This is a genomic window from Streptomyces sulfonofaciens (assembly GCF_014656295.1).
Lineage (GTDB): Bacteria > Actinomycetota > Actinomycetes > Streptomycetales > Streptomycetaceae > Streptomyces > Streptomyces sulfonofaciens.
In genome coordinates, this window is the sequence record NZ_BNCD01000003.1 from 300,530 (window position 1) to 323,920 (window position 23,391).

At 71.8% G+C, this 23,391-nt stretch carries 17 protein-coding genes and 1 pseudogene; 6 read left to right on the plus strand and 12 right to left on the minus strand.

Annotated elements, in window-relative coordinates:
• Positions 1 to 23 precede the first annotated feature (23 nt).
• Positions 24 to 1,244: an NYN domain-containing protein gene (locus IE313_RS07110; protein ID WP_189930272.1), complete on the minus strand. Its 1,221-nt coding sequence runs from the start codon at positions 1,242 to 1,244 to the stop codon at positions 24 to 26.
• Positions 1,245 to 1,544: 300 nt separating this feature from the next.
• Here IE313_RS07110 and IE313_RS07115 point away from each other — a divergent pair, with 300 nt between their 5' ends.
• Positions 1,545 to 1,712: a hypothetical protein gene (locus IE313_RS07115; protein WP_189930084.1), complete on the plus strand. Its 168-nt coding sequence runs from the start codon at positions 1,545 to 1,547 to the stop codon at positions 1,710 to 1,712.
• 105 nt (positions 1,713 to 1,817) lie between these two features.
• On the opposite strand, the gene dnaE is transcribed toward IE313_RS07115, so the two are convergent.
• Positions 1,818 to 5,369: a DNA polymerase III subunit alpha gene (gene dnaE / locus IE313_RS07120; RefSeq protein ID WP_189930085.1), complete on the minus strand. Its 3,552-nt coding sequence runs from the start codon at positions 5,367 to 5,369 to the stop codon at positions 1,818 to 1,820.
• 294 nt (positions 5,370 to 5,663) lie between these two features.
• Here dnaE and IE313_RS07125 point away from each other — a divergent pair, with 294 nt between their 5' ends.
• The 3 genes from IE313_RS07125 (at position 5,664) to IE313_RS07135 (ending at position 8,731) form a co-directional block, all read left to right on the plus strand.
• Positions 5,664 to 7,019 (plus strand): DUF2252 domain-containing protein, encoded by a 1,356-nt coding sequence (locus tag IE313_RS07125; RefSeq protein ID WP_189930086.1) that lies wholly within the window; start codon positions 5,664 to 5,666, stop codon positions 7,017 to 7,019.
• A 131-nt stretch (positions 7,020 to 7,150) separates the two neighbouring features.
• A complete protein-coding gene (locus IE313_RS07130) occupies positions 7,151 to 7,843 on the plus strand; it encodes a hypothetical protein (protein WP_229924439.1) in 693 nt (230 codons plus the stop codon).
• Between the two features lie 69 nt (positions 7,844 to 7,912).
• Positions 7,913 to 8,731, plus strand: a complete 819-nt coding sequence (locus tag IE313_RS07135) for a thioredoxin domain-containing protein (RefSeq protein ID WP_189930087.1) — start codon at positions 7,913 to 7,915, stop codon at positions 8,729 to 8,731.
• 191 nt (positions 8,732 to 8,922) lie between these two features.
• Here the strand turns inward: IE313_RS07135 and IE313_RS07140 are convergent, their stop codons facing one another.
• The gene (locus IE313_RS07140) at positions 8,923 to 9,492 is read right to left on the minus strand and encodes a dienelactone hydrolase family protein (protein ID WP_189930088.1); all 570 of its coding nucleotides are present in this window, start codon (positions 9,490 to 9,492) and stop codon (positions 8,923 to 8,925) included.
• A gap of 46 nt (positions 9,493 to 9,538) precedes the next feature.
• On the opposite strand from IE313_RS07140, the gene IE313_RS07145 reads away from it, so the two are divergent.
• Positions 9,539 to 10,642 (plus strand): mechanosensitive ion channel family protein, encoded by a 1,104-nt coding sequence (locus IE313_RS07145; protein WP_189930089.1) that lies wholly within the window; start codon positions 9,539 to 9,541, stop codon positions 10,640 to 10,642.
• Positions 10,643 to 10,850: 208 nt separating this feature from the next.
• Here IE313_RS07145 and IE313_RS07150 read toward each other — a convergent pair whose 3' ends face one another.
• From IE313_RS07150 to IE313_RS07165, 4 genes are all read right to left on the minus strand, one after another.
• Complete coding sequence (locus IE313_RS07150) at positions 10,851 to 11,354, minus strand: GNAT family N-acetyltransferase (RefSeq protein ID WP_189930090.1); 504 nt, start codon at positions 11,352 to 11,354, stop codon at positions 10,851 to 10,853.
• Positions 11,351 to 12,292 (minus strand): RluA family pseudouridine synthase, encoded by a 942-nt coding sequence (locus IE313_RS07155; protein ID WP_189930091.1) that lies wholly within the window; start codon positions 12,290 to 12,292, stop codon positions 11,351 to 11,353. Before IE313_RS07155 ends, IE313_RS07150 begins: the two co-directional genes overlap by 4 nt.
• 75 nt (positions 12,293 to 12,367) lie before the next feature.
• Positions 12,368 to 12,841 (minus strand): signal peptidase II, encoded by a 474-nt coding sequence (gene lspA / locus IE313_RS07160; RefSeq protein WP_189930274.1) that lies wholly within the window; start codon positions 12,839 to 12,841, stop codon positions 12,368 to 12,370.
• A gap of 1,157 nt (positions 12,842 to 13,998) precedes the next feature.
• The gene (locus IE313_RS07165) at positions 13,999 to 15,270 is read right to left on the minus strand and encodes a TraR/DksA family transcriptional regulator (protein WP_189930092.1); all 1,272 of its coding nucleotides are present in this window, start codon (positions 15,268 to 15,270) and stop codon (positions 13,999 to 14,001) included.
• A 677-nt stretch (positions 15,271 to 15,947) separates the two neighbouring features.
• Here IE313_RS07165 and ileS point away from each other — a divergent pair.
• A complete protein-coding gene (gene ileS, locus IE313_RS07170) occupies positions 15,948 to 19,142 on the plus strand; it encodes an isoleucine--tRNA ligase (RefSeq protein WP_189930093.1) in 3,195 nt (1,064 codons plus the stop codon).
• A gap of 314 nt (positions 19,143 to 19,456) precedes the next feature.
• On the opposite strand, the gene IE313_RS07175 is transcribed toward ileS, so the two are convergent.
• The 5 genes and pseudogenes from IE313_RS07175 to pgeF form a co-directional block, all read right to left on the minus strand.
• Positions 19,457 to 20,629 (minus strand): DivIVA domain-containing protein, encoded by a 1,173-nt coding sequence (locus tag IE313_RS07175; protein WP_189930094.1) that lies wholly within the window; start codon positions 20,627 to 20,629, stop codon positions 19,457 to 19,459.
• A 46-nt stretch (positions 20,630 to 20,675) separates the two neighbouring features.
• Complete coding sequence (locus IE313_RS07180; protein ID WP_189930095.1) at positions 20,676 to 20,960, minus strand: YggT family protein; 285 nt, start codon at positions 20,958 to 20,960, stop codon at positions 20,676 to 20,678.
• A 49-nt stretch (positions 20,961 to 21,009) separates the two neighbouring features.
• Positions 21,010 to 21,666: a cell division protein SepF gene (locus IE313_RS07185; RefSeq protein WP_189930096.1), complete on the minus strand. Its 657-nt coding sequence runs from the start codon at positions 21,664 to 21,666 to the stop codon at positions 21,010 to 21,012.
• Between the two features lie 156 nt (positions 21,667 to 21,822).
• Positions 21,823 to 22,542, minus strand: coding sequence for a YggS family pyridoxal phosphate-dependent enzyme (locus IE313_RS07190; protein WP_189930097.1), 720 nt, complete (start codon positions 22,540 to 22,542; stop codon positions 21,823 to 21,825).
• A gap of 5 nt (positions 22,543 to 22,547) precedes the next feature.
• Positions 22,548 to 23,261: pseudogene (pgeF, locus tag IE313_RS07195) on the minus strand (peptidoglycan editing factor PgeF); the annotation flags it as partial.
• Positions 23,262 to 23,391: the final 130 nt, after the last annotated feature.

The following is a 23,391-nucleotide window of genomic DNA, read 5'->3' on the forward strand; positions in this document are numbered from 1 at the left end:
CCGCGGGGAACCGGGGGTGCGCCTCACTCCCCCGTGGGCACCTGCTCCGCGGGCGACCGCGCCTCGATCTCGCGCCAGAAGCCCGCCCTGATGGCGTACCGGTCGTGCTCGTCGATCTGGTCGTCCTTGTGGGCGAGCAGGCCGAAACGGGCCGCGTAGCGCAGCAGCTCACCGTCGATGCGGTGCGGGATGCGCGGGTACATCCCGGAGAGCCTGTGCAGGTGGGACGGCTCCGGCAGGCGCGCCATCCAACGGCGCGCGAAGACCTGACCGACCTCGAAGGGGTCACCGCCGACGGTGGTGATGTCCTCCTCACGGTCCGCCCAGCGCTGCTCGGCGGTGGTCAACTGGGCCAGGGTCGGCAGCGCGGCCGCTTCCGGGGACTCGCCGGCGGTGGGTCTTTCCACCCAGCCCTTGTCGGAGGACCAGCGCAGTGTGGCGCCGGCCGGCGGCTGCCCCGGCTGACCGGACGGTGCGCGCAGAGCGGCCAGGTCCTTCGGGGTGGGCACGCCCTTGGCCGCGGGTCCGCGGTCCTGTGTGCCGTTCGTCCCGGGGGCCGCCGGGGGCCGGCGGTCCGGGCCGGCGGCGTCGGCCGCCCGCTCCGCGGAGGTGAGCGCGGAGTCGGGCAGCGGCGCGGAGAGGATGGCGGCGATCTCCGGGCGCGGCGCGGCCACCGGGGCGCAGACGACGCCGGCCTCCTTCGCCCGCACGGCCTTGGTGATCCAGGCCCGGTCGAGCACCCGCCGCTCGTCGGCCTCGGCGACCAGGTCCTCCGACTGGTTGTAGTCGCCGTCCGCGGCCTGCACCGCCCACAGGTGGACGGCGACGCCGTGCTCCTTGGCAGCCATCATGCCCGGCAGCAGATCACCGTCGCCGGTCACCAGCACCACGTCGGAGCAGGCGCGGTTGCGGGCCAGCTCGGTCAGCTCGGCGTGCATGGCGGCGTCCACACCCTTCTGCGCCCACCGGCCGTCGCTGCGGGTCAGCGCGCCGAGGCGGACCGTGACCCGCGGCATCACCCGCAGCCTGCGGTGCTCGGGCTGGGGTACACGGTCCGGGGCGCCGTCGAACCAGTAGATGCGCAGCAGCGGACGCTCCGTGTCCGACTCGGCGCGCTCGCGCAGACCCTGGATCAGGGCGGCGTGGTCGATGGTGATGCGGGACCGGGAGGGTTCACCGGCGAGCAGGCTCGCGGCGGCCCCCAGCAGATACCCGGCGTCCACCAGGACGATGCAGCGGTCCACGCGATCCACCTACCTTCTTCCCTGTTCCTACCGGGATGCCCGGCGGTCGCCCGCAGGATGCGTCCCGTGCCCACCGTGCTGAAGCGCGCGGGTCGCTTCGGGTTTCCTTCGAGTCTGCCCGACCGTACGAGGGTTAACGGTCCGAACTCGATCTTCGGCGTGGCGCATCCGGTGCCGGTCGCCCTACAGGCCTTATCACGCAGGGTAATTATCAAACATGCACGACGTGGCACTGTATGTGAATCTGATCCTGCCCCCGGATCACCCACAGCAGGCAGATCGCACAGGAGGCGGATCACCATGGCCAAGAACAGGAACCGCAAGCGCGGCGGCCGGCAGGAGCGCCCCGCGGCAGGCGGACGGGCGGCGCAGCAGGCCGGGTCCACCGGGCCGGGCACGGACACCGGGCCGGGCGGCGGCCCTGCCGAGGGAGCCCGCAAGCAGCAGCGCCGTTTCGGGCACAACTGACCGCGGCGCGGGGACGGGCCCCGACGTCTGTGAGGGGCGCACCCGGTGGCGGGTGCGCCCCTCATGTGTTCGCCGATGTCCGCCGGCCTGCCTGGCCGGCCTCCCTCAGCCGGCCAGGCAGGCCGGACCGAGCAGGACCTTCAGGTCGCCGAAGAGCGCCGGGTCGGGCTGGACGCGGTGCCTGTCCAGACGGAGCACGGTGGTCTTCCGCGTCCCCTGGAGCTTGATCCGCACCTCGCTGTTGCCCCGGTGGTGACTGAGGATCTCGCCGAGCCGGCTCACCATGGGCGGCGTCACCTTCACCGTCGGAATGGTGATCACCACGGGGGCGTTGGCGCCCGCGTTCGACAGGTCGGGGACCATCAGTTCCATCGCGACCAGGCGGGGCACGTCCTCGCGCTTGTCGAGCCGGCCCTTGACGAACACCACCGCGTCCTCGACGAGTTGGGTGGAGACCAACTGGTAGGTGGCGGGGAAGAACATGCACTCGATCGAGCCGGCCAGGTCCTCCACCGTGGCGATCGCCCAGGCGTTGCCCTGCTTGGTCATCTTGCGCTGCAGCCCGGAGATGATGCCGCCGATGGTGACGACCGCGCCGTCGGAGTAGTCACCGCTGGTGAGCTGGCCGATACCGGCGTCCGCCTTGTCCGAGAGCACGTGTTCGAGGCCGAACAGCGGGTGGTCGGAGACGTACAGGCCGAGCATCTCCCGCTCCTGGGCGAGGAGGTAGGTCTTCTCCCACTCGTCGGTGCCGAACTCGACGTCCATACCGAAGCCGGGCTCGTCGCTGCCCTCGTCCCCCATGCCGCCGAAGAGGTCGAACTGCCCCTCGGCCTCCTTGCGCTTCACCTGCACCACGTTGTCGATCATGGGCTCGTACTGCGCGGTGAGGCCCTTGCGGGTGTGGCCCATGGTGTCGAAGGCGCCGGCCTTGATCAGGGACTCCGTGGTCCGCTTGTTGCAGGCGACCGCCTCGACCTTGTCGAGGTAGTCGGGGAAGGAGGTGTACTTCCCCTTGGCCTTGCGGCTGCGGATGATCGACTCCACCACGTTGGTGCCGACGTTGCGCACCGCGGAGAGGCCGAAGAGGATGACGTCGTCACCCTGGGCGGCGAAGTTGTGCTGGGACTCGTTGACGTCCGGCGGGAGCACCTTGATGCCCATGCGGCGGCACTCGTTGAGGTAGACCGCGGACTTGTCCTTGTCGTCCTTGACCGAGGTGAGCAGCGCCGCCATGTACTCGGCCGGGTGGTTGGCCTTGAGGTACGCGGTCCAGTAGGAGACGAGGCCGTACGCGGCGGAGTGGGCCTTGTTGAACGCGTATCCGGCGAACGGCACCAGGACGTCCCACAGGGCCTGGATGGCCTCGTCGCTGAAGCCCTTCTTGCGGGCTCCCGCCTGGTAGATGACGAAGTTCTTCTCCAGCTCCTCGGGCTTCTTCTTGCCCATCACCCGGCGCAGCACGTCGGCCTCGCCGAGCGAGTAGCCCGCGACGATCTGGGCGGCCTTCTGCACCTGCTCCTGGTAGACGATCAGACCGTAGGTGACGTCCAGGACCTCCCGAAGGGGCTCCTCCAGCTCCTTGTGGATCGGGGTGATCTCCTGCTGGCCGTTCTTGCGCAGGGCGTAGTTCGTGTGCGAGTTCATGCCCATCGGACCGGGCCTGTACAGGGCCGAGACGGCGGAGATGTCCTCGAAGTTGTCGGGCTTCATCAGGCGCAGCAGGGAGCGCATGGGCCCGCCGTCGAACTGGAAGACGCCAAGGGTGTCACCGCGCTGGAGCAGGTCGAAGGTCGTCGGGTCGTCGAGCGGAAGGCTCAGCAGGTCGATGTCGACGCCCTTGTTGGACTTCACCATCTTCACGGCGTCGTCCATGATCGTCAGGTTGCGCAGGCCGAGGAAGTCCATCTTCAGCAGGCCGAGCGACTCGCAGCTCGGGTAGTCCCACTGGGTGATGGTGACGTGGTCGGTGTGGCGCACCCAGACGGGGACGTGGTCCACGATGGGCTCGCTGGACATGATCACGCCGGCGGCGTGCACGCCCATCTGCCGGACCAGGCCCTCCACACCGCGCGCGGTGTCGATGACCTTCTTCACGTCCGGCTCGTTCTCGTACATCCCGCGGACCTCGCCGGCCTCCGAGTAGCGGGGGTGCTTGGAGTCCGTGATGCCGGAGAGCGGGATGCCCTTGCCGAGCACGTCGGCCGGCATGGCCTTGGTGATGCGGTCGCCCATGGCGTAGGGGTAGCCCAGCACGCGCGCGGAGTCCTTGATCGCGTTCTTGGCCTTGATCGTGCCGTAGGTGCCGATCATGGCGACCTTGTCCTCGCCGTACTTCTCCGTCACGTAGCGGATCACCTCGACGCGCCGGCGCTCGTCGAAGTCGATGTCGACGTCGGGCATCGAGATGCGCTCGGGGTTGAGGAACCGCTCGAAGATCAGGCCGTGCGGGATCGGGTCGAGGTCGGTGATGCCCATGGCGTACGCCACGATGGAGCCCGCCGCGGAGCCGCGGCCGGGGCCGACCGCGATGCCGTTGTTCTTCGCCCACATGATGAAGTCGGCGACGACGAGGAAGTAGCCCGGGAACCCCATCTGGATGATGACGTCCATCTCGTAGTCCGCCTGGCGCTGGCGGTCCTCGGGGATCCCGCCCGGGAAGCGGCGCTCCATGCCGCGCCGCACCTCCTCCTGGAACCAGGTGACCTCGGTGTAGCCGTCCGGGATGTCGAACTTCGGCATCAGGTCGCGCTTGGTGAACATCCCCTCGGTGTCGACCTGCTCGGCGACCAGGAGGGTGTTGGCGCAGCCCTGCTGCCAGGCGTCCGAGGAGTCGATGGCGTACATCTCCTCGGTCGACTTCAGGTAGTAGCCGGTGCCGTCGAACTTGAAGCGGTCCGGGTCGGAGAGGTTCTTGCCGGTCTGGATGCACAGCAGCGCGTCGTGCGCCGTGGCCTCGCTGGCGTAGGTGTAGTGCGAGTCGTTGGTGACCAGCGGCGGGATGCCGAGCTTCCGGCCGATCTCCAGCAGCCCGTCGCGGACCCGGCGCTCGATCTCGATGCCGTGGTCCATCAGCTCCAGGAAGTAGCGGTCCTTGCCGAAGATGTCCTGGTACTCGGCGGCGGACTTCAGGGCCTCGTCGAACTGGCCGAGGCGCAGCCTGGTCTGCAACTCGCCCGAGGGGCAGCCGGTGGACGCGATCAGGCCCTCGGACCACTGGGCGATGGTCTCCTTGTCCATGCGCGGCCACTTCTGCAGCCAGCCCTCCTTGTAGGCGTCGGAGGAGAGCCGGAAGAGGTTGTGCAGGCCGGTGCTGTTCGCCGCCCAGATCGTCTTGTGGGTGTAGCCGCCGGAGCCGGAGACGTCGTCGCGCTTCTGGTGCGGCTGGCCCCACTGGATCTTGCGCTTGTTCCGCCGGGACTCCGGCGCGACGTAGGCCTCGATACCGATGATGGGGGTGATTCCGGCCTTCTTCGCGGAGTGGAAGAAGTCGTAGGCGCCGTGCAGGTTGCCGTGGTCGCTCATGGCGATGTGCGTCATGCCCATCTCCTGGCACGCGGCGAACATGTCCTTCAGCCGCGCGGCACCGTCCAGCAGCGAGTACTGGGTGTGGACGTGCAGGTGCGTGAACGGGGGCTTGTCGGACGGTGACGCCACGGTGGGGGACCTCCAGCGAACGGTCGGAGAACAACCGGGAACGGTTGTCGGCTCGGGGGTGACAGCGTGGAAGTCTACGACTCGGCTGTGACATCCGTCGCAGGAGGCGCGTACTGCCACCGTACGCGCGGCACCGGGCCCTGGGACGGGCGGGCGGGGTCCCTCACGGGTAAGTTCGTGCGTTGGCACGGACGACCCCCGCCGCCGCGTGGCGTAGCCGACCTGCCCGGCGTGGCACCCGGGCCGCCCGCCCGCCCCATCGCACCTGACCACCGCACCAGGAGGCACCCACCCATGCCGGACCCGCAGCCCAGCGCCGAGCAGCGAGGCGAGCAGATTCTCGCCGTCTTCGACACCGCGTTCGGTGCACTCCTGGCCGCCGACCCGTCCGCCTTCCGGGTGAAATTCCGGAAGATGGCCGCCTCGGCCTTCGCCTTCTACCGCGGCACGGCGTGCCTCTTCTACCACGACGTGACGGCCGACATCGGGTTCGGCGCCAGGCGGGGCGGGCCGTACCTGGACGACCGCACGGCGCGCGTGTGGATCCACGGCGACCTGCACGCGGAGAACTTCGGCACCTACATGGACGCGCAGGGCCGGCTGATCTTCAATGTGAACGACTTCGACGAGGCCTACGTGGGCCCCTTCACCTGGGATCTCCAGCGGCTGGCCGCCTCGGTGGCCCTCATCGGCTACGCCAAGGCGCTCAGCGACGACCAGATCACCCGGCTGGTGCGGACCTTCGCCGCGGCGTACCGGGCCCGGATCCACGCGCTGGCGACCGGCGCCAAGAACGACGAGGTGCCGCCCTTCACCCTGGACACCGCCCAGGGCGCGCTGCTCGACGCGCTGCGCGACGCGCGCTCGCTGACCCGTTTCGGGCTGCTGGACTCGATGACCGAGATCCGTGACTTCGAGCGCCGTTTCGCGCCCGGCGGCGGCTCCGTCGAGCTGGACGCCGCCACCCGCTACAAGGTGCTGGCCGCCTTCGACGGCTACCTGGAGACGCTGCCCGAGTCGTCGTTGGCCCGCCCGGACTCCTACCGCGTCAAGGACGTGGTGGGCCGCCGCGGCATCGGCATCGGCTCCGCGGGCCTGCCCTCGTACAACATCCTCCTGGAGGGCAACAGCGACGCCCTGGAGAACGACGTCGTCATCTACATGAAGCAGGCGCAGACCCCCGCGGTCTCCCGGCACATCACCGACCCCGCGATCCGTGACCACTGGCTGCACGAGGGGCACCGCACGGTGATCTCCCAGCGGGCCCTGCAGGCGCACGCCGACCCCTGGCTGGGGTGGACGGAGCTGGACGGCGCCGGGCAGCTCGTGGCGGAGATCTCGCCGTACGCGGTCGACCTGGACTGGTCCGACATCGACGACCCGGAGGAGGTCTCCGCGGTCATCGCCGACCTGGGCCGCGCCACCGCCACCATGCACGCCGCCGCGGACGACGACAGCGGCTACTCCGAGCTGGTGCCGTTCTCCACCGAGCGCGCCATCGACGCCGCGATCGCCGCCGACGAGGACGGCTTCCCCGAACTCCTGGTGGACTTCGCGCACCGCTACGGTGCACGCGCGCGTGCGGACCACCAGATCTTCGTGGACCTGTTCCGCAACGGCCGCATCCCGGGCCTCGGGAGCACCGTGTGACTCGATCCGATAACTCATAGCAATTCCTTAGGGAGCTCCTACAGCACCGCGTGGCACACTCGGCCGTTGGACCCCGTACACCGCTTCCCGCGGCCCGCCGCCCGGGACCCGGCCGAAGAGACAGTCGAGACGTGACCACAGCGCACATATCCGAGACGGCGCCGCGCGCACTGCGCGCCGCGCTGTTCACGGCGCTGGTCGTGACCCTGTCGTCGGCCTCGCACGTACTGCTGTCCCGGGTGCCGCTGCCGCCCGCCACCCTCGCCGCGACCGCCGCCGCGGTCTTCGCCACCGCGTACGCGCTGGCGGGCCGCGAGCGGGGTTTCGCCGGGATCGCGGGGCTGCTGATCCCGCTCGAACTGGCCGCGGACACGCTCTTCACCTCCGGTCAGCACCTCTGCTACGGCCAGGCGGGCGGCCCGGTCAGGGGCACGCTGCGCTCCGTCGGCCTCGACGTGCTGTGCGGCGGCCCCGCGGTCGGCGGGACGCTGCCCGGCGTGGCCGGCGAGGAGGGCCGGGCGCCTGCCCTGCTCGCGCATGCCGACCCCGCCTCGTGCTGGCTGCTGCTCGCCGTGCACATCGGCGTGGGGCTGCTGGCCGCGGCCTGGCTGCGGCGCGGTGAGCGGGCGCTGGGGCAACTGCTGCGCGCCGCCGTGGCCGCCACCTTCCGCCCGCTGCTGGTGGCAGTCGCAGCCGCCATGCCGCACCGTGCGCCCGCTCGGCGCCTGCCGCGCCCGGCGCACCGGCCGCAGGGCCCCGGCGCACGCGCGTGGGTGCACTCCGTGGGACGGCGCGGACCGCCGTGCTCGGCCGTATTCGCCTGAGCACCCCGTCCGCCCCCACCGTCCACGGCGCACCAGACGTGTGCGCGACATCACAGGAGACCCCTGATCATGAGCAAGAGGAACAGTCAGGCCGCGAAGACGGCGGCCCGGGAACGGCTGCGCGCGGAGCGCGAGCGGCAGGCCAAGCGCGCCAAGGTCAAGCGCCAGGCCCTGGTCGGCGTCTCCGTGGTCGCCGTACTGGCCGTCGCAGGCGGTGTCGGCTACGCGGTCACGCAGGCCAACAAGCCCAGCCACTGGGAGGCCGCCAAGGACGCCAAGCTCGTCAAGCCGAAGCACAGCACTGGCGCCGACGGCACCACCGTCGTCCTCGGCAAGGCCGACGCCAAGAACACCCTCAAGATGTACGAGGACCCGCGCTGCCCGATCTGCGCGCAGTTCGAGCAGACCGTCGGCGCGACCGTCCAGAAGGACGTCGACAGCGGCAAGTACAAGATCCAGTACATCGGTGCGTCGTTCATAGACAACAACGGCGGCGAGGGGTCCAAGAACGCCCTCAGTGCCATGGGCGCCGCGCTCAACGTCAGCCCCGAGGCCTTCCTGAAGTACAAGTCGGCCCTGTACTCGGCCAAGTACCACCCGGACGAGACCACCGACAAGTTCAAGGACGACGCCTACCTGATCAAGGTGGCGAACACCGTCGAGGGCCTGAAGGGCAACAAGGCGTTCCAGAAGGACGTCAAGGACGGCACGTTCGACAAGTGGGCGCTCGACATGTCGAAGAAGTTCGACGACAACAAGGACGGCGTCAGCGGCACCCCGACCCTCTTCATGAACGGCAAGAAGCTGGTCGGCCCCGACGGCCAGGCCGCGCCGATGACGGTCGCCGACTTCAACACCGCCGTCGACAAGGACCTGAGCAAGGGCTGAGCCGGTCTGGCCCCGTGCCCGAAGCGCCGTCCCGGCCGCCGGGAGCGGCGGCCGGGAGCGGCGGCCGGGACGGCGCTTTCCCGTCGGGGCGGGTGCGCCGGCGCCCCGGAGCCTCCCCCGTGCCCGGTGCGCCCCGGCTCCTCCGAGGCGCACCGGGCCCCACGTAGCACGCCCGGGGCGTTCGGAGCGCGTTACAGGCTCTCCAGGAAGCCGAGCGCCGTCCGCCAGGTCGCCTCGGCCGCCTCCGCGTCGTAGTCCGGCAGGTCGGGGTCGGTGTACAGGTGGCCGGCGCCGGGATAGCGGTACACCTCCACGTCGGCGCCCGTCCTGCCCATCCGGAGGTACCAGGCGCTCAGCCAGTCGTCCGTCTCGAAGGGGTCCGGTTCTGCCACGTGCAGTTGCACGGGAAGCCCGTCCGCGGTGGCGTCCGGCGCGAGGTCGGAGGTGCCGTGCAGGAGCAGCAGCCCGCGGGCCCTGTCGTCGCCGAGGGCCAGCGTCTGGGCGACGGAGGCGCCGAGCGAGAAGCCCCCGAAGACCAGGCCCCGCGCCGAGTAGGGTGCAGCGGCCAGCACGGCGCGCTTCAGCAGTTCGTCCCTGCCGACCTCCTCCCGGTACGCCAGGCCGTCCTCGACGGTGTCGAACGTGCGGCCGTCGAAGAGGTCCGGCAGCCACACCCGGTGTCCCGCCGCCTCGAACCTCTCCGCCGCCGCGCGCACCGCGGGGCGCAGCCCGTACACCGAGTGGAAGAGCATGATGTCCATCGGGCCATCGTGCCAGGCGGGGAGAGGCCCCGTTACGGTCGAGGGCATGGAGACCGTACTGCGCACGCTGACAGTCGTCGGAGGTCCGGTGGTGGTCGCGCTCACCGTGGGCTGGGCCACCGACGACCTGCTGCGACGTGCCGACGCCCGGCACAGCGAGACACCGCTGTGGGGCCTGCTGCGCCGCTGCCGCACGCCGCTGCTGATCGTCCTGCTCACCGCCCTGTTCAGGGCCTTCTACCGGCTGCTCCCGTTCGTGCGGCTGCGCGAACACGACGAGGCGCTGGGCCAGGTGCTGACGCTGGGCCTGATAGGCGCCGGCGCCTGGCTGGTGGTGCGGATCACCGCGGCGACCGTCGAGGCCTCGTACGCCAAGTACGCGGCCGCGCAGCGCGACGCCGCGCGGCTGCGGCGGGTGCGCACGCAGGTCACGCTCATCATGCGCATCGTGACCGCGGTGGTCGGCGTGGTGGCCGTCGCGGCGATGCTGCTGACCTTCCCCGACCTGCGCGCGGTCGGCACGTCCATGCTGGCCTCCGCCGGGGTGATCGGCATCGTGGCCGGCATCGCCGCGCAGTCCACGCTGGGCAACCTCTTCGCCGGGTTCCAGATCGCCTTCGGCGACATGGTGCGGATCGGCGACACCGTGGTCGTCAACGGCGAGTGGGGCGTGATAGACGAGGTCACACTGACCTTCCTGACCGTGCGCACCTGGGACGAGCGCCGCATCACGATGCCGGTGTCGTACTTCACCAGCCAGCCGTTCGAGAACTGGTCGCGCGGCGGGGCGCAGATGACCGGCACCGTCTTCTTCCACCTCGACCACCGCGCTCCGGTGCCTGAGATCCGCGAGAGGCTGCGGGAGATCCTGCGCGAGTGCCCGGCCTGGGACGGCCGCGACTGGGGCCTGGCCGTCACGGACACCACGCCAAGCACCATGGAGGTGCGGGCGCTGATGACCGCCAAGGACGCGAACGACATCTGGTCGGTGCGGGTCACCGTCCGCGAGCAGATCATCCGCTGGCTGACCGAACAGCACCCCTACGCGCTGCCCCGCATCAACACCGCCACGGCCGTCCCGCCGCCGCGCACGGCCCGCCCCAACTCGCTCATCAAGGACGGCCGGGTGCCTCGGACGGGACGCGGGTGAGCGCCGCCCCGCGGCCCGGCGGCGGGCGTTCGGCGCCCACCAGGGCGTGGACGGCGTCGGGCCCGGGCTGCGGGGCGCCGTCCCACCCCGGGGTGCCTGGGGCGTCGGGCCCGGGCTGCCATCGGACCCTGGCTGCCTGGGGCGTCGGCCCGGGCTGCGGGCGGCCGCTGCCGACCGGTCGGGGCGGTCGGCCGGTGCGGCGCGGCCCTCAGATCGTCTTGCGCATGGCCCGGTGCGGCATTCCCGCGTCCATGAACTCCGGGCCGTACGCCGTGTACCCGAGCCGCTCGTAGAAGCCCAGGGCATGCGTCTGTGCGTGCAGGTCGACCGCCGCGAGTCCGGTGCCCCGGGCGGCGTCCTCGATGCCGCGCACCAGCGCCGCCCCGACGCCGAGCCCGCGGGCGTGCTTGGCCACCGCCAACCGCCCGAGCGACCCCACGCCCGGCTCGCCGCCGGTCGCGGCGAGCGCCGCTTCGCCCTGCAGCAGGCGGCCGGTGCCGAGCGGCAGGCCGTCCTCCCGCACGGCTATCACGTGCAGGGCGGCCGCGTCGTGGACGTCGTACTCGATGTCCTCGGGTACGCCCTGCTCGGCCACGAAGACCTCCTTGCGCACCGCGAAGCAGGCCTCGCGGTCGGCGGGGTCCTCGGCCGTGCGGACCGTGAAGCCCAGAGTGCCGCCGCCGTGGGTGCCGCCGCCGTGGGTGCCGGTCATGCGCTCTCCTCCCGCACCCGGTCGAGGGCACGCTGCAGGTCGTCGGGGTAGGCGCTCTCGAACTCGACCCAGCGGCCGTCGCCGGGGTGCTCGAAGCCGAGCCGGACCGCGTGCAGCCACTGCCTGCCGAGCCCGAGGCGGGTCGCGAGGGTGGGATCGGCGCCGTAGGTGAGGTCCCCCACGCACGGGTGGCGGTGCGCGGCCATGTGGACCCGGATCTGGTGGGTACGGCCCGTCTCCAGCTTGACGTCGAGCAGCGAGGCCGCGCGGAACGCCTCCGTCAGGTCGTAGTGCGTGACGGACGGTTTGCCGTCCGCGGTCACCGCCCACTTGTAGTCGTGAACGGGGTGCCGGCCGATGGGGGCGTCGATGGTGCCGCTCGTGGGGTCGGGGTGGCCCTGCACCAGGGTGTGGTAGCGCTTGTCGACGGTCCGCTCGCGGAACTGCTGCTTCAGCGAGCTGTACGCGTACTCGGACTTGGCGACGACCATCAGGCCCGAGGTGCCGACGTCCAGCCGGTGCACGATGCCCTGCCGCTCCGCGGCGCCCGAGGTCGAGATCCGGTACCCGGCCGCGGCGAGGCCGCCGATGACGGTCGGGCCGTTCCAGCCGGGGCTGGGATGTGCCGCCACGCCCACGGGCTTGACGACCACCACGACGTCCTCGTCGTCGTGCACGATCTCCATGCCCTCGACCGGTTCGGCCACCACCTGCACGGGCGCGGGCGCCCCCGGCAGTTCGACCTCCAGCCAGGCGCCGCCGTGCACGCGCTCGGACTTGCCGACCGCGGCGCCGTCGACGAGCACCTTCCCCGCGGCGGCCAGCTCCGCCGCCTTCGTGCGGGAGAAGCCGAACATGCGTGAGATGGCGGCGTCGACGCGCTCGCCCTCCAGGCCGTCGGGCACGGGCAGCGTACGGATCTCGGGAATCGTGCTCACCCGTCGAGTATGCCGGAGACCGCGGGGCGCTCGGCCCGCGCGTCCCCGTGCGGGACGCTCAGGGCCGCCTCGGGGTCAGTCCCTGTGCACGGTCCCGTCCGGGTCGAGACCGCGGAAGGAGAGCAGCACGATCAGGATGCCGCCGCACACGATCGCCGAGTCTGCGAGGTTGAAGACGGCGAAGTGCTTGGGCGCGATGAAGTCCACCACGGCGCCCTCGAAGACGCCGGGCGAGCGGAAGAGCCGGTCGGTGAGGTTGCCGATGGCCCCGCCCAGCAGCATCCCCAGGGCGATCGCCCAGGGCAGGCTGTACAGCTTGCGGGCCAGTCTGACGATCACGAAGATCACGGCCGCGGCGATCACCGTGAAGATCACGGTGAAGGCCCCGCCCATACCGAAGGCGGCGCCCGGGTTGCGGATCGCCTCCAGGCGCAGCCAGTCCCCGATCAGGTCGATCGGCTCGTGGTGCTCCAGCTTCGCGACCACGATCAGCTTGCTGACCAGATCGAGCAGGTAGACGAGGGCGGCCACGGCGAACAGCACCGCGATCCTCCGCCTGCCCCTGGCCGCGCCCCCGCCTCCGTCCCTTGGGGCCGGCTCGGAGGACGCCGGGAGGCCGGAGGGGACTGCGGTCCCGGAGGGCCCGGCGGTGTCCGAGGGCCCGGCGCTCGCGGAGGGTGCCGCCGTCGTGGCGGGACCGGCGGGACGGTCGGCGGCCCGGGTGTGCTCCGCCTGCGGTTCCGGGGTCGGGGTGGAGTCCGGCTCCCGGCCGGCGGCTCCGGCCGCCTCCGGTGCACCCGTGGGGGCCTGCTCGGAGCCGGTCGAGGCCCCCTCGGCCCCGGGTTCGCCTGCCGCGCCCCGGCCGGCGGCCGTGCCGTCCGCCGCCGGGGCGGCCCCGGTCCGGGCACCGGTCCCTTCGGGTTCCGGCCCCGGCGCCTGCGGGGAGTCCGGCGTACCGATGATGCGCTCCGCCTCTGCCACGTGTGTCCCTCGGCCCTAGGTACCTGACTGAGGACGAGAGTACGGCACACCGTCCCGGCCCCTCGCGCCACAGCCTTCCCACCGGTGACCGCCGGTGAGCGGCCCACCCGGTGACCGCCGGTGAGCGGCCCGCGCCCGGCATGGCACGAGGGAGGCCGGCATGGCACGAGGGAGGGGCGTGAGGGGCGCGGGGGAAGCATCGAAGGGGCACGGGCCGACGCACGAGCGACCGGGACGCACCCTCGGCGGCCCCATGACGGGCCCATGACGGGCCACGACGGGCCATGACGGGCCCGTGCGGTTCCGGCCACCGCCGACCGGCCGCCGGTCGAGCACCGGTCACCGGTCGAGCAGCGGTCACCGGTCGAGCAGCGAATGCCGGTCGGGCACGGGCCGCCGGTCGGGCACGGGCCGCCGGCCGTCGACCCGTCGGCCGCGGAGCACCGCGGCACCGTCCTTCCAGGACCGGACCACCGACCGCGGAGCACCGCACCACCCGGCCACGTAGCCCCGCACCAGCGGCGGCGCGGGCCGGCACCAACGGCGGCGGCCCCACCGGCAACCGAGGTCCCGCAAGCAGAAGGCCCCACCAGCGGCGAAGGGCCCCACCGGCGGAGAAGCCCCACCGGCCGTGGACGGCCGGAGCACCGGTCGCCGCGGCCCGGCCGCGGCGGTCCTCGCGCCCTTCCCGGGGCGGGCGCGGTTCCCCCGCCCTCCCGGGGTGCCTAGTAGCGCCGCTCCTGCTTCTGCTTGTCCTCGACACAGAGCGTGGCCCGCGGGAACGCCTGCATCCTGGCCTTGCCGATGGGCCTCCCACAGACCTCGCAGAGGCCGTAGGTGCCCGCGTCCAGGCGCTCCAGCGCGCGCTCCGTCTGCACGAGCATCTCGCGGGCGTTGGCGGCCAGGGCCAGTTCGTGCTCCCGGGTGATGTTCTTGGTGCCGGTGTCGGCCTGGTCGTCGCCCGCGCCGTCCCCGGAGTCCCGCATCAGGCCCGCGAGCGACTGCTCGGACGAGTCGATCTCGTTGCGCAGCCGCAGGGCCTCCGTGCTCAGCTCGGCACGCGCCTCGTCGACCTCGTCCTGGGTCCAGGGCTCCTCGTCCGGGCGGACCGCGAGCTCGCCGGGCTCCGCCGCGGAGACCCGCGCCTTGGGCACCGGGGTGGGCTTCTTGCCCGCCGTGGCAGTGCCCGGAGTCTTCTTCGCAACCACCCTCGTGGCTCCCGTCGTCGTCGCGGCCTCAGCCGCGTCCTCGGCCGCAGTACCGGCCGCCTCGTCAACCGCGCCCTTCTCGGCGGCCGCGGTCCTCCGTGCGGCCGTGGTCTTCCTCGCCCCCGCCTTCGAGGCGGGTTCTTGCGCGGCCGGCGCCTTCCCGGCCGCGGTCTTCCGGGCGGGAGCCTTGCGGGCCACAGCGCCCTCCTTCTCGGCCGCCGCCTTCCTCTTCGGCGCCGCCTTCTTCACTTTCCGCACCTTCTGCGATTTCTGTGCTTTTTGGGCCTTTTGAACCTTCTGAGCCTTCCGCACCGGTTCCGGCGGCTTGGCCTTCGTCCCCTCCGGCTCCTCCTGCGGCTCTTCCGCAGCCGCCTCCTCCGCAACCGGCTCCTCCGCGGCCGACTTCCCGGTAACCGGCTTCCTCACGGCCTTCTTCCCGGCGGCCGCCCTGCCCGCGGGCCGATCCGCGGGCGTCCCGGTGCCGGGCTCCTGCGGCGTCTTCCCCGCAGCGTCCTTCGCCGTCTTCCTGGCCGCTCCGGGGCCGTCCCACTCCGTTCCGTCGGGTTCGTCGGGCGCATCCGCGGGCGCACCGGTGCGCGGATCCTCCCCGAGGCGCCGGGCCGCGCTCCGGAGGGTCACCCGCGCGGGGCCGCGGGACTCGGCGGCATGCGCCCTGCGCACCGTGCGCGGAGCGTGCGCGCCTCCCCTGCCGCCGATGCCCGCGGCCGCCGCGCCGCCGGTGGATCCGCTGGTCGCCGAACGCTGTACGGCGGTCTTCCTCACCACCATGCCGCGGCCCCTTCACATAGTGTGATCTCGCACGCGAACCGTGCTGGGACGATAAATCGACTCCGTGCCCGCGGCAACGGGGCACGCCGCCCGACGCACGTGCCCCTCCCCGGGCCACCGCCCAGGCCCTCAGGGCTCCGCAGGGAAGCCCGTCGGTCCGGTGGGGTGCCCTCCACAGCCGCGTGGCAGGCACGCAATGCGTTGTGCCCAGCTCACCGCCCGGTAATCCGATGAGCTGGACACATCCCCTGATCCGGCACCGCCCGTCTCGCCATTCGGGTGGCACCGGGCCGCACCGCCGCGTCCCGCTGCCCTCGCCACCCCTGCCGCCGCGCCGCGAAACCCGGTCGGCGCCACCCCCCGACCGCCCGTACACTGGGCGCAGCGAAAAGGCGTGGATGGGGACGAGTAGCGGCGTACGCGGCCATCAGCGACCCGGGGACGGTGCGAGCCCGGGGGCGAGCGCGGCGTGAAGATCACCCCGGAGCCGCCGGAAGAAGGCCGCGGTCCAGCCCCAGAGTGGGCCCGCGGCTGGTAGACCCGGCATCGCGACCTCAATGAGGGGGTCCGCCGGCGCACCCGCCGGAGGGCCAAGGAGGGTGGTACCGCGGGCGCCGCCGTGCAGACGGCACTCGTCCCTCCGACGGAAGGCTGCAGTCCGTTGGAGGAGCCCGTCGATGACCCCGCCGCAGTACCGCCAGGTGCCCGCCCAGGTCGACCTGCCCGCGCTGGAGCACGCAGTGCTGGCGTTCTGGCGTGAGCAGAAGATCTTCGCCAAGAGCCTGGAGCAGTCCGAGGGCCGCCCCGAGTGGACGTTCTACGAGGGCCCGCCCACGGCCAACGGCATGCCGGGTGCCCACCACATCGAGGCCCGCGTCTTCAAGGACGTCTTCCCGCGTTTTCGCACCATGCGCGGCTACCACGTCCCGCGCAAGGCCGGCTGGGACTGCCACGGCCTCCCCGTCGAGCTGGCCGTCGAGAAGGAACTCGGCTTCAACGGCAAGCAGGACATCGAGGCGTACGGCATCGCGGAGTTCAACGCCAGGTGCCGCGCGTCCGTCACCCGGCACACCGACGCCTTCAGCGAGCTCACGACCCGCATGGGCTACTGGGTGGACCTCGACCAGGCGTACTGGACGATGGACCCGGAGTACGTGGACTCGGTCTGGTGGTCGCTGAAGGAGATCTTCGGCAAGGGCCTGCTGGTGCAGGACCACCGGGTCGCCCCCTGGTGCCCGCGCTGCGGCACCGGCCTGTCCGACCACGAGCTGGCGCAGGGCTACGAGACCGTCGTCGACCCGTCCGTCTACGTGCGCTTCCCGCTCACCTCCGGCCCCCTGGCGGGCCAGGCGTCCCTCCTGGTGTGGACGACGACGCCCTGGACCCTGGTGTCCAACACCGCCGTCGCCGCACACCCCGACGTCACCTACGTCGTCGCGGAGAAGGTCCCGGGCGGTGCGGACGGGAGCGGCGGGGACGGGCACGGCACGCCGGGCGAGCAGCTCGTCGTCGCGGAGCCGCTGCTGGGGAAGGCCCTCGGCGAGGGCTGGCGGCCCACCGGGCGCACCTTCACCGGCACCGAGATGGAGCGCTGGACCTACCGCCGCCCCTTCGAGCTCGTGGAGTTCCCCGAGCCGGCGCACTACGTGGTCACGGCCGAGTACGTGACCACGGAGGACGGCACCGGCCTTGTCCACCAGTCCCCCGCCTTCGGCGAGGACGACCTGCGGGTCAGCCGTGCCTACGGCCTGCCCGTCGTCAACCCCGTCCGCCCGGACGGCACCTTCGGCGAGGACGTCCCGCTGGTGGGCGGCGTCTTCTTCAAGAAGGCCGACGAACGCCTCACCCAGGACCTGGACTCCCGCGGGCTGCTCTTCCGGCACGTCCCCTACGAGCACAGCTACCCGCACTGCTGGCGCTGCCACACCGCCCTGCTGTACTACGCGCAGCCGTCCTGGTACATCCGCACCACCGCCGTCAAGGACCGTCTCCTCCAGGAGAACGAGAAGACCAACTGGTTCCCCGAGTCCGTCAAGCACGGCCGCTACGGCGACTGGCTGGACAACAACATCGACTGGGCACTCTCCCGCAACCGCTACTGGGGCACCCCGCTGCCCATCTGGAGCTGTGCGGAGGGGCACCTCACCTGCGTGGGCTCCCGCGCGGAGCTGACCGAGCTGACCGGCGAGGACCAGTCGGGGCTCGATCCGCACCGCCCGTACATCGACGCGGTGACGTTCCCCTGCCCGCGGTGCGACCAGCCGGCCACGCGTGTCCCCGAGGTCATCGACGCGTGGTACGACTCGGGCTCCATGCCGTTCGCGCAGTGGGGCTACCCGTACAAGAACAAGGACCTCTTCGAGAGCCGCTACCCCGCCCAGTTCATCAGCGAGGCCATCGACCAGACCCGCGGCTGGTTCTACACGCTGATGGCCGTCGGCACCCTGGTCTTCGACAGGTCCGCCTACGAGAACGTGGTCTGCCTCGGCCACATCCTGGCCGAGGACGGCCGCAAGATGTCCAAGCACCTGGGGAACATCCTCCAGCCGATCCCGCTCATGGACGAGCACGGCGCGGACGCGGTGCGGTGGTTCATGGCGGCCGGCGGCTCCCCCTGGGCGGCACGCCGCGTCGGCCACGGCACGATCCAGGAGGTCGTCCGCAAGACGCTCCTCACGTACTGGAACACGGTCGCCTTCCAGGCGCTGTACGCCCGTACGTCCGGCTGGGCGCCCTCCGCGGCGGACCCCGCCCCGGCCGAGCGCCCGGTGCTGGACCGCTGGCTGCTGTCCGAGCTGCACGCGCTCACCGACCAGGTCACCCAGGCCCTGGACGCGTACGACACCCAGCAGGCCGGGCGGCTGCTGTCCGCCTTCGTCGACGACCTCTCGAACTGGTACGTACGCCGCTCGCGCCGCCGCTTCTGGCTGGGCGACAAGGCCGCGCTGCGCACGCTCCACGATGTCGTCGAGACGGTCACGCGGCTGATGGCGCCGCTGACGCCCTTCATCACGGAGCGCGTGTGGCAGGACCTGGTGGCGCCGGTGACGCCCGACGCGCCGGAGTCCGTGCATCTGTCGGAGTGGCCGAAGGCCGACCTGTCCATGATCGACCCGGGGCTGTCCCAGCAGATGGCGCTGGTGCGGCGGCTGGTCGAGCTGGGCCGGGCCACGCGCGCGGAGTCCGGTGTCAAGACCCGGCAGCCGCTGTCACGGGCACTGGTCGCGGCGGCCGGCTTCGACGGGCTCTCCGAGGAACTGCGCACGCAGATCACCGAGGAGCTGAACGTCTCCTCGCTGGCGTCCCTCGCCGACTCCTCGGCAGGCGGTACCGGCGGTCTCGTGGACACCACGGCCAAGGCGAACTTCCGTGCGCTCGGCAAGCGGTTCGGCAAGCGGGTGCAGGCGGTCGCCAGGGCCGTCGCTGAGGCGGACGCCGCGGAGCTCTCCCTCGCGCTGCGTGCGGGCACGGCCGCGGTGCAGGTCGAGGGCGAGACGGTCCCCCTCTCACCGGATGAGGTGATCATCACGGAGACGCCGCGCGAGGGGTGGTCGGTGGCATCCGACGCCGGCGCCACCGTCGCCCTGGACCTGGAGCTCACGCCCGAGCTGCGGCGGGCCGGTCTGGCACGGGATGCCATCCGGCTGATCCAGGAGGCCCGCAAGAACAGCGGCCTCGATGTGGCCGACCGGATCGCGCTGCGCTGGACGTCCACGGACGAGGGGGTCGCGGCGGCACTGGCCCACCACGCGGAGCTGATCTCCGAGGAGGTCCTCGCCACGGACTTCGCCGAGGGAGCGGGCGACGAGACGTACGGCGAGCCCTTCAGGGACGACGCCCTGCCCCTTGTGTTCGCCCTGCGCAAGGCGTAGCCCGGAGGCCCGGAGGCACCTGACCGCCTCGGCGCTCCCCCCGCCCCCCACAGGGATCACCCCTGAAGGGGGCGGGGGGAGCGGTGTGCGCGGGCACCCGCCCCCGGCGGCCGGGACACGACCGGGACCGGACCTGCGGGACGGCGACGGCCCACCCGTCCCCCCATGGCCGATCGCGCGCATCCCCGCGGCCTTTCGGGCCGGGAGAACGGGGCCCCGGAGGGTCCCCCCGGAAGTGTGGAGCGCAAAAGGGCGGGGCCCCGGAAGATCCGGGGCCCCGCCCTTGAGTCGCTGCCGACGACTACGGTGTCACCTCAGTTGTCGTCCTCGTCGATGAGGAACCCCCTCATCGGCGACGGCGCCTGCTGCATCGGCTGCGGGCCCTGCGGCCGCACCGGCGCCATGGGCTGCGTCATGGCGGGAGACATCTGCTGCTGCCCGCCACCGTAGGAGGGTGCACCCTGCGACGGGGCGTGGTTGCCGCCCAGCGTGCCACCGCCCATGGTGCCGCCGCCCATCGTCTGGTTCGAGCCGTAGCCCGGGGCGCTCGCGCCCGCCGGAGCCATCGAGGGCGCCGGGGACGGCGGCAGGGAGGCCGTCGCGGGGGTGCGCGGCGGGGCCAGCGAGTCGTCCGCCTGGGTCTCCAGTTGACGCAACTGGCTCTCCAGGTACGACTTCAGGCGCGTGCGGTACTCGCGCTCGAAGCCGCGCAGGTCCTCGACCTTGCGCTCCAGCGTGGCGCGGGCGGACTCCAGGGAGCCCATCGCGACACGGTGCTTCTCCTGCGCGTCCCGCTCCAGCGCGTCCGCCTTCGCACGGGCGTCGCGCTCCAGGCCCTCGGCGCGGCTGCGTGCCTCACCGACGATCTTGTTGGCCTCGGAGCGGGCCTCCGCGATGGCCTGGTCCGCGGTCTGCTGGGCCAGCGACAGCACGCGCGCGGCGCTGTCGCCGTGCGGACCGCCCTGGCCGCCGGGGCCCTGCATCTGGGGTCCGCCGTGGCCCATCGGGCCGGCGGGGACCATCTGGCCCCCAGGACCGCCCATGGGGCCGCCCTGCATCGGGCCCGGGCCGTGCGGACCCTGGCCGTGGGGACCCTGGCCGTGCGGACCCTGGGGTCCGGGGCCGTGGCCGCCGGGGCCTGCGGGCAACTGGGGCTGTCCGCCGGGCAGCTGAGGGGGACCGCCCATCGGGTGCTGCTGCTGCGGCGGCACCGGCTGCGGTGGTCCTGATATGGCGGCGGGTGAAGGCCCGGCTGGTCGCTCCTGTTGCTCAGGAGGCTTGCGCATCGCGGCCTGCTGCTGGCTCTGGGCGGCGGCCCTGGTCGCGGCGGCCAGCTTGGCGCGGAGGTCCTCGTTCTCGCGGAGCAGACGGGTCAGTTCGGCTTCGACCTCGTCGAGGAAGGCATCGACCTCGTCCTCGTCATAGCCTTCTCGGAGGCGGACGGTCGTGAACTGCTTGTTCCGCACATCCTCGGGGGTCAACGGCATCTCTTCACCTCAACGTAGTCGTCGGCATTCGGCAAGACCGTATCGTTCACAGCCAGCTCACGATGGAGATCAGGATGTAGACGATGATCATCAGCAGGAAGAAGGACAGGTCTAGTGCCACGCCGCCGAGACGCAACGGCGGGATGAACCGCCGCAGAAGCTTGAGCGGTGGATCGGTGACAGTGTAGGTGGCCTCGAGTACGACGATCATCGCCTTGCCGGGCTGCCATGAGCGGGCGAACTGGCGGACGTACTCCATCACCAGCCGGAGGATCAGCACGATGAGGAAACACATCAGCGCGATGTAGAGCACATCCAAGACCACGCCCATCTCCGCGCTTCCCTCTCCCTGTCCTCGTGCCTGCGACCGGTGCTGCGTCTCAGCTCTGGTTGAAGAACCCACCCTCTGCGATACGGGCCTTGTCCTCCGCCGTGACATCGACGTTAGCAGGAGACAACAGGAATACTTTCTGCGTCACCCGCTCAATGCTGCCATGAAGACCGAAGACGAGACCCGCGGCAAAGTCGACAAGTCGCTTCGCATCCGTGTCGTCCATCTCCGTGAGGTTCATGATCACCGGAGTGCCCTCGCGGAAGTGTTCCCCGATGGTACGGGCTTCGTTGTAGGTCCGGGGGTGCAGCGTGGTGATCCGGTACGGCTCTCGTTCGGACACGACCTTGGGCATGATCACCGGTGCGTTCTTCTCCAGGCTCTGACGTTCAGGTGTGATGGACGCCACGGGAGCGATTCGCGCCGGACGCCCGGTTTCCGCCGAAAGCGGAGTCGGCTCGCGGTGAGTCGACAGGGGGACTGATCGTACCGATTCGTCCCTTTGTGGCTGATGGGACTGGTGAGGTTGAGGGGACTGACGGGACTGGTGGGAAGGAAGCGGCGCCTCGTGACGCCGACGGTCCCGCTCGGGCTCCGGATCGAGCTCGGGCTCGAAGTCGTCGTCCGGGTCGAACCCGCGGCCGTCGTACCCATCGTCCTCCACGAGGCCGAGGTAGACCGCCATCTTGCGCATCGCGCCGGCCATGCTCTGCATCCTCCGCTCTGTGGTGGATCGGCGTGGTGGATCGGCTGACGCCAACCAAGTGCCCGCGATCCACGAGGCCCCTCCCCCGTGCACCAACTGCTGCGGTTCATCCGGGAAAGACCATATTTTCTGCTGTGGTCCGACTTCCTGGCGACGTTACCCGGTCCCGGGTCGGACTCCGAGTACCGCGGTGCCGACGCGTACATGTGTCGCTCCGGCCGCCACGGCGTGTTCGAGGTCCGCGCTCATCCCTGCGGACACCATGTTCGCAGCAGGATGGGCCGAACGCAGGGCGGTTGAGAATTCCATCAGCCGCTCGAAGGCCGCCCGCTCCCGGCCCGCGTAGGGCCCGGTGAGCGGGGCGACGGTCATCAGACCGCCGAGCCAGAGCCCCGGCGCGTCCGCGATCGAAGCCGCCAACTCCTCGATCCCCCCGGGTGCGACACCGCCGCGCGCCCCCCGCTCACGCTCGTGCGCGTCCAACGCGACCTGGATCAGGCAGCCGACCTCGCGGCCCGCGGCCTCGGCCTGCCGGGACATCGCTTCCACGAGTTTCAGTCGGTCAACGGACTGCACCACGTCGGAATAACTCACCACAGAACGAACTTTATTGGTCTGGAGTTGACCGACGAAGTGCCATGTCAGCGGGAGGTCCGCACACTGGGCGGCCTTCGGGGCGGCGTCCTGGTCGCGGTTCTCCGCCACCTGCCGGACGCCGAGCTCGGCCAGCATCCGCACGTCGCTCGCGGGGTAGGTCTTGGTGACCACGACCAGCGTCACCTCGTCCCTCCTGCGGCCCGCCGCGGCACAGGCCGAGGCGATCCGGTCCTCCACCTTCGCCAGGTTCGCTGCGAGTTGCCCCTTGCGGTCCGTCATGCCCCTCAGTCCAGCCAGACGTAGCCGGCGAGCCGCCCGGTGGTGCGCTCGCGGCGGTACGAGAAGTGATCGGTCGACTCCAGGGTGCACACCGGCGACTGCTCCCGGTCGTGCACGCCGAGCCGGGCGAGCTGCGCCTGGACCCCCGCGGTCACGTCCACGGCGGGCGTGCCCCAGGACGTGACGGAGTGGGCGGCGGGTTCGACGGCGGCGACCTCGGCGCGCATGGCCTCGGGCACCTCGTAGCACCGGCCGCACACCGCCGGTCCCGTACGGGCGACGATACGGCCGGGCTCGGCGCCCAGCTCCACCATGGCCGACACCGCGGCCGGCACCACACCGGCCACCATGCCGGGCCGGCCCGCGTGGGCCGCCGCCACCACCCCGGCGACCGGGTCGGCCAGCAGCACCGGGGTGCAGTCGGCGGTGAGCACGGCGAGCGCGAGGCCGGGCCGGGTGGTGACCACCGCGTCGGCCTCGGGCACCGGGCGCGCGCCCCAGGGCGCGTCCACCACGACCACCTCGCGGCCGTGCACCTGGTTCATCCACACCACCCGGTCGGGGTCGATCCCCAGGGTGGCCGCGGCCCGCGCACGGTTGACGCGGACCGCCTCCGGGTCGTCGCCGACGGCGCCGCCGAGGTTGAGCTCCGCGTACGGAACGGCGCTCACCCCGCCCCACCGGTCGGTGAAGGCGAAGTGCGCGCCGTTCGCCCCGTCGACGGGCTCGACGGCGGGGCCGGGGTGTGCGGGGTCCCTGCGGGCCGGGCCCGTACGACTTGTGGCACGCGCCGTGTGCGCCGGGGTTGCCACCAGCGCGTGCGCCGGGGGCTCCTGCGCCGCACCGGGG